Origin of the sequence: Dyadobacter sp. CY347 (genome assembly GCF_021502655.1) — a bacterium.
Taxonomy (GTDB): Bacteria; Bacteroidota; Bacteroidia; order Cytophagales; family Spirosomataceae; genus Dyadobacter.
On the sequence record NZ_JAKFFT010000002.1, the window covers coordinates 1 to 12,772 of the forward strand.

Annotated in this window: 11 protein-coding genes and 1 pseudogene; 5 read left to right on the top strand and 7 right to left on the bottom strand. The window is 45.9% G+C overall.

The genetic code is table 11. From position 1 onward, the window contains the following. Positions 1-86: 86 nt before the first annotated feature. The 7 genes from L0659_RS00745 to L0659_RS00775 all read right to left on the bottom strand — a co-directional run bounded on the left by L0659_RS00745 (position 87) and on the right by L0659_RS00775 (position 8,908). Positions 87-299 (bottom strand): helix-turn-helix transcriptional regulator, encoded by a 213-nt coding sequence (locus L0659_RS00745; RefSeq protein WP_235123604.1) that lies wholly within the window; start codon positions 297-299, stop codon positions 87-89. An 85-nt stretch (positions 300-384) separates the two neighbouring features. Further along, a complete protein-coding gene (locus L0659_RS00750; protein WP_235123605.1) occupies positions 385-1,065 on the bottom strand; it encodes a nucleotidyl transferase AbiEii/AbiGii toxin family protein in 681 nt (226 codons plus the stop codon). Beyond that, positions 1,062-1,574: a hypothetical protein gene (locus L0659_RS00755; RefSeq protein ID WP_235123606.1), complete on the bottom strand. Its 513-nt coding sequence runs from the start codon at positions 1,572-1,574 to the stop codon at positions 1,062-1,064. Before L0659_RS00755 ends, L0659_RS00750 begins: the two co-directional genes overlap by 4 nt. Before the next feature lie 146 nt (positions 1,575-1,720). Further along, entirely contained in the window at positions 1,721-3,499 is a 1,779-nt protein-coding gene (locus L0659_RS00760) for a RagB/SusD family nutrient uptake outer membrane protein (protein ID WP_235123607.1), read from the bottom strand. Positions 3,500-3,517: 18 nt separating this feature from the next. Beyond that, on the bottom strand, positions 3,518-7,036 hold the full coding sequence (locus tag L0659_RS00765) for a TonB-dependent receptor (RefSeq protein ID WP_235123608.1): 3,519 nt from the start codon (positions 7,034-7,036) through the stop codon (positions 3,518-3,520). Positions 7,037-7,251: 215 nt separating this feature from the next. Continuing rightward, a complete protein-coding gene (locus L0659_RS00770) occupies positions 7,252-8,226 on the bottom strand; it encodes a FecR family protein (RefSeq protein WP_235123609.1) in 975 nt (324 codons plus the stop codon). Between the two features lie 97 nt (positions 8,227-8,323). After that, positions 8,324-8,908 (bottom strand): RNA polymerase sigma factor, encoded by a 585-nt coding sequence (locus tag L0659_RS00775; RefSeq protein ID WP_235123610.1) that lies wholly within the window; start codon positions 8,906-8,908, stop codon positions 8,324-8,326. Positions 8,909-9,227: 319 nt separating this feature from the next. Between L0659_RS00775 and L0659_RS00780 the strand changes: the two genes are divergently transcribed. From L0659_RS00780 to L0659_RS00800, 5 genes and pseudogenes are all read left to right on the top strand, one after another. Then, the gene (locus L0659_RS00780; protein WP_310590675.1) at positions 9,228-9,668 is read left to right on the top strand and encodes a carboxymuconolactone decarboxylase family protein; all 441 of its coding nucleotides are present in this window, start codon (positions 9,228-9,230) and stop codon (positions 9,666-9,668) included. A gap of 12 nt (positions 9,669-9,680) precedes the next feature. After that, positions 9,681-9,887 (top strand): annotated as a pseudogene (locus L0659_RS00785) (isocitrate lyase/phosphoenolpyruvate mutase family protein); the annotation flags it as partial. 197 nt (positions 9,888-10,084) lie between these two features. Next, a complete protein-coding gene (locus tag L0659_RS00790; protein ID WP_235123612.1) occupies positions 10,085-10,660 on the top strand; it encodes a helix-turn-helix domain-containing protein in 576 nt (191 codons plus the stop codon). 198 nt (positions 10,661-10,858) lie between these two features. Beyond that, positions 10,859-11,569 carry an HAD hydrolase-like protein gene (locus L0659_RS00795; protein ID WP_235123613.1) on the top strand — a complete coding sequence of 237 codons (711 nt, stop codon included), beginning with the start codon at positions 10,859-10,861 and terminating at the stop codon, positions 11,567-11,569. A 20-nt stretch (positions 11,570-11,589) separates the two neighbouring features. Further along, a complete protein-coding gene (locus L0659_RS00800) occupies positions 11,590-12,720 on the top strand; it encodes a TIGR03364 family FAD-dependent oxidoreductase (RefSeq protein WP_235123614.1) in 1,131 nt (376 codons plus the stop codon). The last annotated feature ends 52 nt before the right edge of the window (positions 12,721-12,772 follow it).

Sequence of the window (12,772 nt, forward strand, 5' to 3'; positions counted from 1 at the left end):
TTCCGCGTGGCCTTCAAACCCATACACACACCCCCCCCCCCCCTCCGCTCAGGGTGACAGTTGCTTGTTACTATTATTATACTTCCCTAAGAAGCCTGCTTGTTAGACACAAGCAATGTTCTAACATCTACATTCAGGGCTTCGGCAATTTCAAAAAGCGTTTCCATCGTCGGTTGCATCTGATTTCTACACCATTTTGAAACGGTTGTCTTATTCATTCCTAATTGTTCAGCAAGCCAGTTGTTAGTTTTGCCCTGCTCCGCTAATACAGCTTTGATACGGTTAGTCGCCTTTTTCATTTTTCTGAATGTGTATAATTATTCGATCCCAAGTTACACACTGTGAAGCACATGCAGTTACCAAGATAATTGCATAAATCTCACATCAACCGACCAACTCCAACAAACTTCCGATAATATATCCGACTCGCTTTTGTTCTGAAAATTCAAGATTTGCACTTATCCACTCGTCGATGTATTTATTTTCGAGAAGCATGGAAAATTCGGTTTGTAGGTAGGATTTCACTTTTGGGCTTGCATTGTTGAACTCTTTCCAAATGGATGATCGGTTATTCAGAATGTAAACAATATCTTCAAAGTCAGTGCTGGTTCTGCCGTCGTTATTTCCTCGGTTTTTAAACGCTTCTAATTTGGAGGCTAGGAAATATTCGGGTTGGAATATTTTGATTATGTGTTTGTCATCGAGAGCATAGCGGATTGCTGTGCTGTAACCATCAGGATACCACTTGTTTGAAAAGCCCAGGATTTTATCGTCAGTTGGCATAACGTCAATAATTACTCCTTTCGCTTTGTAGCGACAGATAATACCTGATTCAGCATCATTTGAGAAGCCTTTTGACCTAAGCTTTTCTTCAATCCTGGCATAATCAGCGTAGTTAAGAATTTCAGTCAGAATGTCAACGTCATCTGTTGGGCGCATTTCCTCGGCTACGCGATCTGCATACAGGGAAACGGTTGCTCCACCAACAAATACAAATTCACCAGCCATTTCTTCCAGCGCATTATACACAATTTTCAGGCGAACTATATTTTGCTGGTGGCTCATAGGATCGCCTTTTCAAGTTCTGCAATAGCAAATTTTTTCTCTCTTGCTTTCCCCACACGAATGATGTCGATGCCTGCTAGCATTTTATAAAGTTGCTCGTCTTGCAATGCCGCAGCTGCTAATCCCTTGTAAAGTGGTTGAATAGCCTGCCCACGCAAATCGCCATTTTCATGCTCCCAGACATAATCTATTTCAGATTCGAAATGAGTCTGATAAAATGGATGGGAATGCGCGGTGGCAATTCCAGTTACTATTGCTCCCGGTCTTTGTGGGAAAACGTAATGCAGACCATACTTTATAAACTCCATAATGCTTAGACGATGAACTTTCTTCTTGGTCACATCTATCAGGCCAGCAAGATGACTTCTATTTAAAGATTCTGCTATCTCCGACACGCTTATTAATAGTGAGGCAGATAGGTCACGATATTGCCAGGATTCTTTTTCGGCAAGAAGAATTTTAAGTAAAATGACAATGTCCTGAGGGCGCATTCCATTATGTGCTTTCATAATGCAAGATAAATACTTCGTTCTTTGTTTGCAAATCGCGAACAGCGAACGAGATATATAGAACTATAAAAGTGTCATTACAAAAAAAAAGCGCTGCCGAACCTAAGCTTAGCAGCGCCGCATTCATTTAAAATAAACTCAAAACCTCAATTATACCCCGGATTCTGCTTCAACATCGCCGATCCATTCACCACACTCATATCAATCTGATACTGCGGAATCGGGAAGTAATTGTTCTTTCCATTGATAAATTTCCCTCCGGCGAGGTCGCTGGTGATCTTTGATTCGTAGCTGAAAAAGCTGTTCAGGGTTTTGTCGGCTTGGTTCCAGCGAACGAGGTCGAAGAAGCGGTGGCCTTCCATGGCTAGCTCTATGCCGCGCTCGAAATAGATGGCTTTCAATACATTATCCTTTCCTTTTGCAGCAAGTGTGCCCGCTGGATAGGGCTTTACGACGTAATTGGCAGCTGGCGTTGTCGAAAATCCGTCCATTGGGTTTTTGTTGTCAATGTATTTGTAAAGCCAGCCGGTTTTGTCTGCGGCCCTTGTTCTTACGCGGTTTACATATTCCTCGGCTTTGACCAGACTTCCTGCATTGGCCTCAGCTTCTGCGGCCATTAAAAGCACATCGGCAAACCGGATCAAAAGCACATTAATGGCGTTTCCAGGTGCCCAAGAGCTCAGATCAGCATAAAGGTCCTGCGTTTTTTGTCTGTGAATGTTCTTTTTAGGAGCATAAGGACCACCGTACTTTTGGTCGCGCACCCAGTTCATGCCCGGGAAAAGGCCCCAGTCGTGGTAAGGGATGTCGCGGCGGCCGACGGTCCAGTCGAGGCGTGGGTCGAGCGGGCCAGCATCGGTTGTGAATGCGGTTGAGGATGTAACGCCAAGGTCATTTTTTACAGCGTGGCTATTGAAATCATCCACATAAGGCAGTCCGTTCGCGTCTGTGCGATAGCTGTTTACTAGCATTTGGGATGGCTGGAAAAATCCGCAGCAGGCGAAAGGCGCGCCCGTTCCGTAAGGGAAATTGAGCATGCCGCCCATATTCGCATTGGTAATGTCAAGCGTTCCATCATTAGCCACCATCTGGATCGCGAAAACCGATTCCGCATTGTTCTTTGTAGCCGCATCAAAGTTGTCTTTGAACGAAACCAGATTGTATTTTAAGCCATTGGAAGTGACGCCGCTGCTGATTACGGTTGCAAAAAGCGTTGCCGCTTCTGCAAATTTGCGCTGATACAAATATGTTTTGGCAAGATAAGCGCCTGCTGCCCATTTGTTTGCGCGACCAACCAATGTCTGCGTCGGAGGCAATTTTTCATAAGCAGCCTTGAAATCCGCCTCGATCATCGGCCATATGTCCTTATCATTGGGCTGATTAAAATCCGTCGTGGTTTCGTCGATCCAGGGAACCATGTTCCACATTTTTTTCAGCTCAAAATAATAATGTGCACGCAGGAAAAGCGCCTGTCCTTCGATATTGGCCTTATTCGCTTCCGGAATGTCGCTTACCAATGCCAAAACTTTCAAAACCGCATTAGCGCGTGAAACTCCTTCGTAAAGCGCGCGCCATTTGGTGTTGAAAAAGCCGTTATCCGCGCCGGAAGCGAATGTTGCAATCGCATTTATAGGCGTCTGGTCACCGCCGTCGCTTCCTTTATGGGCGTCGCCGCCCGGAATGGAGCCGTAAACCCAGTTATCCGGCGGCGCTTCCCAGCCGCTTCCCCCGTTGAAATCGCCCTGTCCGTCCAGCGCCGCATAAGCGCCGGTCAGCAATCCGTCGACGCCCTTCTGGTTGGCAAGCACTTCGTCGCCCAATGCACCTTGCACAGGTTTATCTAAAAAATCGTCCTTGCAACCTTGCATCACCGAAAGGCTGGTCATCAGACAAAAAGCCATGATATATTGAAATCCCTTTTTCATGTCAGTCTCTGGTAAATGTTAAAAAGTAAGATTAATGCCCACAGTGTATTGTTTCGAAGAAGGATAGGAGCCTTCGTCAATGCCAAATACGGTCGGGTTGCCATCTGCATTCCGGCTCACTTCGGGATCAAGGCCCGAGTATTTTGTGATCGTAAACAGGTTGGTGGCCTGCACATAAATCCTGAATTGTTGTGTTTTGATCTTTTTCAAAAACGCAGGAGCGAATGTGTAACCCAGCTGGACATTTTTCGCACGCAGATAAGAGCCGTCTTCTACGAAATACGAGTTAGGCACATTGATCGTGCTGAACGAGCTGGAATTTTCCTGGATCGGCGCCTTAGCATTGTGATTCTCGGGTGTCCAGGAATCGTAAAGCGCTGTTTTGCTCTTCGCACCCGATCTGGATGAATTGAAATCGCTCCACCAAAGTGTCTGGTTCCAGATCTGATTGCCCTGCACGCCATAAAGGAACAAGCTGAAATCGAATTGTTTGTAATTAAAACCAAGATTCAGACCATAGCTGAAATCCGGGTTAGGGTTGCCCAAAATCGTGCGGTCGGCGGCTGTGATCTGTCCGTCTCCGTTTGTGTTTTGATAACGGAACCGTCCCAATGCAGCGCCATCCTGGAACACCGCATTAGCGTCGCCGGTCTGTGCAACAGCCTGTGCATTGGCCGCAGCAATTTCTTCTTCCGAATTCCAGAAGCCAACCACTTTATAACCGAAAAACTGTCCTATTGAGTTACCAACCTGGTTTCTTACAATGGAATGTCCGTCAAAACCGCGTCCTTCCAGATCAAAATAATTGGTGCTGTTGGTCACCTTCAAAATTTTGTTGTTGTAAGTCGTAAACGTCAGCGTAGCATTCATTTTCAGGTCTTTGGCAAGATCAAAGTGGGAGGTAAGCTGCAAATCGACCCCTTTGTTCTTCATCTGCGCAATGTTCACAAACGGAACCTGGCCGCCACCCGCTGTGCCGATCAAAGTTGGGTTATACAAAAGATCCTTCACGTCCTTAATATAGTAATCCGCGATCACGTCCAGTCTGCCTTTGAAGAATGTGGCATCGATACCAAAGTTTGTACTGATATTTTTCTCCCAAACTGCATCCGGATTTCCGATCTGACTTTTTTCAAAACCTTCCAATGCGCCCGTTCCGCTCGTTCCCGACAGGTCATAATAGGAGCTTCTGCGGTTCGAGCCATAAGTTGTGAATGCATTTCCAGACCGCACATTGATCTGATTGCCCATAACCCCATAATTCGCACGCAGTTTCAGGTCGTCCAGCCAGGTGATGCCTTTCATGAAATCCTCCTGCGAAACCCGCCATCCCGCGCTTACGGCAGGGAAAAGGCCATATCTTTTATTGATAAATTTCGACGAACCGTCGCGGCGCATCACAGCGCCGAAAAGATATTTATCATTATAGATGTAGTCCAAACGGCCTATTAACGAGAACAATGCATCGGCTGAGCGGCTGCTGGAATTGCTTCTTGTGCCCGATCCTGTTCCCAGGTTCATGTAATTGGGATCAAAAGAGAAATAACCCTGCGTGTCGCCGCCTATATCGTAACTCTTGCCATTATACGCTTCTGTTCCCGCGACCACGGTCAGATCATGCTTTTGCATGGTTTTGTGGAAAGTCACCAGATTGGTCCAAGTCCAGTTGAAGCCAGAGTAAGCGCCTTCGGAATAGGTGTTGGTGTTGCTGTTTTCCTTGTTTTCATAGGTTGGGAATGCAAACGAATTCCAGCGTCCAGAATAGTTTTCACCTCCGAAACTCGTGCGTAAGGTGAAATTTTTGAACAAATCCACTTCTGCAAACACGTTACCAAACAAGCGGTTGTCCAAACCTTTATCATAACGGGTACGATCCCGCATGGCCACCGGGTTAAACGCGTCACCCATTCCAGTCGCACGACTTCCTGCATAGTTGCCCATAATATCGCGCACAGGAATGATCGGCTGCATACGGAATGAAAACGCAATCGCAGATCCGCCATCAGAAAGCAAGCTTTTCGGATTATCGGAAACAGAAAATGCAAGGTTTTCGCCGATCCGGATGTGCTTGCCAACATTATACTGGCTGTTCGACCGGATCGTGTAGCGTTTCAGATAAGTGTTGGTCAGGGCGCCTTTTTGATTAAAATAATTTAATGAAAAAAGATAGCTTCCCTGGTCGCTGCCGCCGCTTAATGAAATATTGTGGCTCGTTGAAGGCGCGCGTTTGAAGATTTCGTGAAACCAGTCTGTGCCTTCTTTATTTGCTTTTACGATCTGGTTAAATTTATTAAAATCATCCACCGAAGTGTATTCGGGATTCACATAATACAGATCAGGATTCGTGCCCGGATCGCCTTCCTTAGCGCCTGTTGGCAGAATGTAATCGGGCAAAACAGGATTAGGGCCCGAGCCATATTGATCATCTCCCACGGTCGTTCCTTCATTCCGCTGCACCTGAAATTTCAGTTGCGCCTGTTCCATCGGCGATAATGTGTTCCAGACATTACCTTTTGGCGGCGTCTGCATGCCATACCAAGCGCTGTAACTCACTTTTACTTTATCTTTTCCTTTTTTGGTCGTGATAATGATCACCCCGTTCGCAGCACGCGAACCGTAAATGGATGCAGAACCCGCATCTTTCAAAACCTGCATGGAGGCAATGTCGTTGCTGTTCAGGTCGGCTATAGAAGTTGTGGGAACGCCGTCTACAACATATAAGGGCGAGTTATTTCCGAATGTGTTCAAACCCCGGATGCGCACCTGCGGCGTTTCGCCCGGCTGGCCGGAGCCGATAATGGTCACACCAGAAGCCCGCCCTTGCAACTGGTTAGCAACTTGTCCGTCAGGCGTTTGCTTTAATTGTTCCACATCCACAACCGAAACGGCACCGATCAAATCCTTCTTGCGTTGCGCACCATAACCTGTCACAACCAACTCAGAAAGTGTGGAAACGTCGGGCAAAAGTTTAATGTCCACTGTTGAACGCGAGCCCACCATTGTTTCCTGCGCCGTGAAGCCGATGAACGAGAAAATCAAGATCGACTCATCCCCAGCCACATCAATGCTGTAATTTCCATCCAGGTCCGTCATTGTTCCGTCGTTCGTTCCCTTCACGCGGATCGCAACGGACGGCAATGCTTCGCCTTTTTCGTCGGTAACCTTCCCTTTTACGGGCCGCAACAAATATTGCGACTGAATTTGCGCAGCCTCACGATCCATTTCCTGTTTCGTTTTCTCTGTTACGCCGATCATTTTACCAACCTGCCGAAATTCCAGCGAAGTCTGCTTTTCGATCATTTTCAGGATCTCCGGCACGGGCATGCCCATGGCGTAAAGCGTGATTTGCGGAGCATTGCGGACGAGCTTTTCGTCGAAGGCAAAAGTGACCCCGGTCTGTTGTTCAATTTGCCTGAAAACTGTCTTCACCCTCGACTGCCGCACATCCATATTGACGTGCTGAGCCTCGCTGGTGCCGGCCATCAAAAGGGCCGCAGTCAGCATGTTAATGCCCAAAATAAGCGTCGAAATGCGCATAAGTTTTTTGAATAAGGGGAGTCCCTTATGGTAATAATTCACCATATTTGTTTGATGTTTAATGGTTAAGCTGTTAAACCGAGCCCGTTCTGACTATTGATGGTTCGAAGCATTGCATAGCAGAGGGACATTCATTGGCCGGGGACATTCGCAGTGTTCCCGGTTTCTTTTTGTGAGCCCGCCTTCCTGGAAAGCCAGCTGCATTTTTGGTGCCTCTATTTTATTACAATCGTGCTGTCGTTTAATTGTGAATAATTGAATTTTTTGGAGAAACCCAACACTTTCAAAACATCGCCAATGGGCTGATCGTCGAGGGTCAGGGATATTTTTTCAGCGGATAAATCTGCCTTTTCGATGATAATGTGCTGTTTGTATTTTCTTTCCAAAGCATTAAACACCTCAGATAAAAGTTCGTCTTCAAACACCATTCTGTTGTCTTTCCATGGCGCTATGGCAGGCTTACTGATCTCTGTAACGTGTATTTGAGTCGTTTTTTCCGGAATGGTGGCTTGCTCGGCAGGGAGCAGCATTAATGCAGGGCGTTCAGGTTTGTCGCGCATGGTTACCCCCACTTTCCCGGTTTTGACGGTCACTTTAATGTCTTTGTCGTTGTGATATGCCTTCACGTCGAACGATGTGCCGAGCACTGTAATATTCAAAGTTTTTGCATGGACGATGAAGGGCTTGTCCGTCATGTGCTTTACATCGAAGAACGCCTGGCCTTCTTTTAAGATAACTTCCCTCGTTTTTCCTGAAAATTGGCTTGGGTAGGAGAGGCTCGAACCTGCATTGAGCCAGATGGATGAGCCGTCAGGCAATGCGATTTTCAATGTTTTGCCCAAAGGAGCCTGCACGAGTCTGATCCCCGTTTCAATGGGTTTGTGCTGATTGGTCCAAAAGATAAAACCGGCAATCACAAGCGCCGCCACAGCGGTTGACCACGAAACGAGGCGCTTAATAAGGGTGAAATCAGCTTTTTTGCGAACAGGCTGTTGCAGCGCTTTCATGTTGGCCAGCATACGCGCCTTTATCTCATTCGCTGATTCCGGATCGCGGGTAAACACGGTTTCTGTCTCGGGCACCTCCGGATTCAGGCTGTCGTACCACTTATGCAATATCTCTTTTTCCTCTTCCGAGGCTGTCCCGTTAAGAAACTTTACAGCAAGCTGTCTGATGTATTCCTGTGTCATTGCAAAGCAGATAAACCCTTTGCATAACTTAGAGGGGATAATGAAGTAAAACCCCTTAGTTGAAAAATAAAAAATTTTGAATTTTTATTGAGCCAACTTAAAATTTGGCAAAAAGCAGTATTTGCAGAAGAAGGTGCGCGACGCTGCTCAGGTTCGAACGCACCATTTTCAATGCTTTCGTCAAATGCGCCTCGGCTGTTTTGGGAGAAATATTGAGCTCTTCGCAAATGTCCGGTAAAGACCTGTCCTGCAATTTATTATATTGAAAAACGAGCCTGCATTTTTCCGGGAGACGGTTTGTGAGGTTCGTAATAATTTCCAAAAGCAATTTATTCTCAATTTCCTGGTCAATGGAAACCGAGGTGACCGCCTGTTGTTTGATCGTGGATTCCAGTTCCTGCTCCTGTTTGGATTTCGCAAGATAGCGATACACTTCATAGCGAAGCATTGCCGCCAGATAAGGTTTGAGCGACTGAATTTCCAAAGTCTCGCGTTTCATCCAGAACAGCATAAATGTATCCTGTGTAATCTCCTCGGCCACTTCCGCGGATTTGACCATGCGGTGCGCGGCATAAAAAAGCTTGTCCCAATGCCGGTTATAAATTTCATCGAATGCGCCTTCCTCGCCCTCCTTCATCAAAGCGGCAAGCTCGTCATCGGAAAAGTGTCGGAAGTCAGTCATGGTAAGGATTACAGTTAGCAGCGGTTACAATGCTTTATCAAATATAAAATAAATAAACTATCAGTGAATGGTGATTTAATATAAATACAATATTAAAAATGGCTTAACCTGCGCTATGGAGGATTATTTAACATAAATGCATGGAATAGCAATATTTTATTTTGGACTGCCACCAATGTTTCAGGAGCATGGTGCCCTAAGCATAACGTTTCGTCCCTTTCGGATGTGAATGGACTATTCAAAAAATTCAAAATGGACCATTTTGATAGTCCTGTTTGAAGGTAAGTTGGGTTTGTCAAGCAGAAAAAAAGTTGTTAACATGATGACAAAGCGGAGTTTAACATTGGATGTCGACCCGAAGGCTTATGCCGCGGTAAGGGGGCTGGAAAAATACATTTCAGAATCCGGGCTGGATAAAATTCATTACAAGCTTATTAAAATAAGGGCTTCACAGCTCAACGGCTGCGCTTTTTGTATTGACAAGCACACGAAAGAAGCGCGGGAGCTGGGCCTTTCGGAGCAACGCATTTATTTGCTCAACGCCTGGCGAGAAACAGCGCTTTACACAGAAGAAGAGCGCGCCATTTTAGCATTGACAGAAGAGGTGACATTTATTGCTGATAAAGGGGTTTGCAATGAGTCTTATAATAAAGCCGTGGAGCTGTTTGGAGAGCTTTACACGAAGGCAATCGTGATGGGTATTGTGACGATCAATGCCTGGAACCGCATTGCTATTACTGATCATTGGCCATTGAAGTAAGGTTATGCCGCTGATTTGCAGGGTTTGAAAATGAATATGCGCAGGATTCTGGCAACGGGCGTGGCCGGAATCAACATTGAGGACAGCGACCCTAAAACGAACGAGCTGCTGCCGTTGGACTTACAGGTCGAGCGTATCAGTCTGATCCGGAAAGTGGCGGATAAGGCGGGCGTGCGGTTGTTTATAACGGCCCTAATTTTCAAAAAGCAATGCTGTTAGCCATGAAAACATCGTTGAAAAACGTAAAAGACAAGTTTAGCCACAACCAGATCACGGATATGCTGGTTTAAGCTTAGCGATTACGCAACGTGTGGCAAATCTCCTGTTCCATGAGGCGGGAGATTTTGTTTTATACAGAAAATAAAAATTACCTTGTAGCATTATTTAAGACGAGTGCACTCAACTATTTAAGCGTAATGCAAGAGGATATTCTTTTTCAGATCAGCAATAAATTAAAGGAAGTAAGAAAGAACAAGGGCGTTACGCTGCAAGAGATTGCCAATGAAGCCGGTGTTACCAAAAGCCTTGTTTCGCAGATCGAAAATAGCCGCACCATTCCATCGCTTCCTGTTATGCTGGGCCTGATCAAGGCGCTTGATATTGATTTGAATGTGTTTTTTAAAGACATTATTTCAACTGCCCCGGGCGACAATGTGCTCATCCGCCGCAAGGAAGAATATCAGCCTTTTACCAAAGAAAATGCAAAGGGCTTTTATTATCACCGCATTTTTAGCAAACAATTCAAAGATAACCACATTGACGTGGTTATCCTCCGGCTCGAAAAAGACGCCAAACGACCAATGGTCCGCACGAATGCTTACGAGTTCAAATACGTGCTGCAAGGTTCGGTCGAATATACAGTTGGTAAAAACAAATATGTTTTGAACCAGGGCGATTCGATGTTTTTTGACGCCAATGAGCTCCATAATCCCAAATGCATTAATGGCGACGAGGTGCTGCTGCTCGTGATTTATTTCTTCAATGAAGCTTAACTTTTTCGGCTTTTTGGATTAAATGTTAAATATTAATTAACATTTACTTAACTTTATTTCTCAGGCATATCATTAGGTTTGTGCCATAGGAAGGTCGATTTGATCGTCCATGATGCTTTCACGCACTTTTCTAATTAAAGAAATCACCTAAACCCTCCTTTTTACAATTCAGTATTTGTTCACCAATATATAAGCAAGATGTTAATAGAGCTGGTTGTTTTTGACATGGCAGGAACCACTGTTAAGGACAAAAATTTTGTGGGGATTGCATTTCAGCAGGCGATGCAATCGCAGGGTTATGACATTGCCATTGAAGATGTAAACCCTTTAATGGGATACGAAAAGCCGCTGGCTATCCGGATGATGCTGGAAACGCGCGAAGCCGATAAGGACAAAATCACAGATGCGCTGGTTAACGACATTCATACGCATTTCGTGAACGGCATGATCCAGTTTTATAGCACGACCCAGGAAATAGGGCCATTGCCAAATGTGGAAGAGACTTTCGCAACATTGCGCGAGGCTGGCGTGAAGATCGCATTGAACACCGGATTTTCAAGGGACATTGCGGATGTCATCATCGCCAGGTTAGGTTGGGAAACTAAAATCGACTTTTTGGTTGCCAGCGACGAGGTTCCTTATGGACGTCCGTATCCCGATATGATCAATAAGATCATGCATGAACTCCACATTACATCCGCTGCAAATGTTGCCAAAGTAGGTGATACTGAGGTGGATATTAATGAAGGGATCAATGCGGGCTGCAAATATGTGATCGGGATTACAACCGGCGCATTCACGGCCGACCAATTGCTGCCTTATAAGCCCACACACATCATCGACGACATTGCTGACGTGGTTGCCATCATTTCAGAAAGCCCGGCTTATGCTGGTGAAGTTCACAAATAGCAAATTTTAACAGCATCAGGATGAGTAAATCTGCTATTGTTATTGGGGCAGGCATTGTTGGACTGGCCACGGCAAGAGCTTTGGTTACAAGAGGTTACCAGGTTACGGTGATCGAGCGTTCGTCGAAGGCGGTTGGGGCGTCTATCCGGAATTTTGGGATGGTATGGCCGATCGGGCAGCCGGAAGGAACATTATATAACAGGGCTTTGAAGGCCAAAAGCATTTGGAAAGAGGTTTTGACAGAGGCGAAATGTTGGTTTCACGAAGGCGGCAGCTTGCATTTGGCTTATCAGAACGATGAGCTGGAAGTGATCAAGCAGTTTGTGGAAGTGAGTGCTTACCGGCCCGTGAAAGTCCTGAATGCTGCTGAAACATTGGAAATGTCGCCTGCGGTGAATGGAAACGGCTTGTTAGGCTCGTTGTATTCGGCAGATGAAATGATCGTGGACCCGCGTGAAGCCATTGCCGGCGTCGCGCGTTACTTGCAGGAAAAGTGGAGTGTGACTTTTCATTGGGATACGGCTATTTCGCAAATCAATTATCCCAATGTTTTATCAGGCTCCAAAACCTGGTCTGCGGATGAAATTTTTGTTTGCAGCGGGCAGGATTTTGAAACATTATATCCAGCCGAGTTCGCAGCAGCGCCTTTGACCAAATGTAAATTACAGATGCTCCGCCTGGAAGCGCAGCCCAACGATTGGAAAATCGGGCCATCCTTGTGCGGCGGGCTTTCGTTGATCCATTATGACGGTTTCAAAGCCGCGCCTTCACTGGCTGGTTTGAAAGCAAGATATCAGGAAGAATACAGCGAATATCTCAAATGGGGCATTCACGTAATGGCTTCCCAAAACGGTCTGGGCGAGATTACAGTCGGCGATTCGCATGAGTATGCGCTCACATTTGACCCGTTCGACCGCGAATTTATCAATAAAATGATCCTCGATTATCTGGGCACATTTGCGCAGTTCAAATCGCCTAAGGTTTCACAAACCTGGAACGGGATCTATCCAAAAATGACCAATGGCAAGACGGAAATCATCTTAAAGCCCGAACAAGGCGTTACCATCATCAACGGACTCGGCGGAGCAGGCATGTCGCTCTCTTTTGGCCTTTGCGATGAGGTGATCGGCGGAACTTATAGTCAATCCTAAACCCTTAATTTATGTTGCTCAGAATTTCGTTACTAGTATCATTTGCAGCGTT